Source organism: Streptomyces sp. GbtcB7, assembly GCF_019091445.1.
Classification (GTDB): domain Bacteria; phylum Actinomycetota; class Actinomycetes; order Streptomycetales; family Streptomycetaceae; genus Streptomyces; species Streptomyces mirabilis.
Window position 1 is genome coordinate 1 of sequence record NZ_JAGXJM010000537.1, and the last position, 242, is coordinate 242.

Here is a 242-nt window from a genome sequence, read left to right on the forward strand (position 1 = left end):
CGACCGCCCCCGCCCCTCCCCCCTGCGCTTCGCCCCCCCCCCCCCCCCCTCCCTCCCCCCCGAGGGCAGCGGCTACTGGCGCTACGTCCCCCACCCCGACGGCGTCCGCTTCCTCACCGGGTTCGACTTCCGCCCGCGCTGGGGCCGCTTCGGAGCCTTGGCCGACCGGCTCCTCTTCCGCCCCCCCATCGGCTGGGCCACGGCCTGGTCCTTCGTCCGGCAGCGGATCTGGCTGGAGCGGG

The 242-nt window shown here is 78.1% G+C and carries 1 pseudogene; it reads left to right on the forward strand.

Annotated features, from left to right (window positions below):
* Positions 1 to 242: pseudogene (locus KVT44_RS56730) on the forward strand (hypothetical protein); the annotation flags it as partial.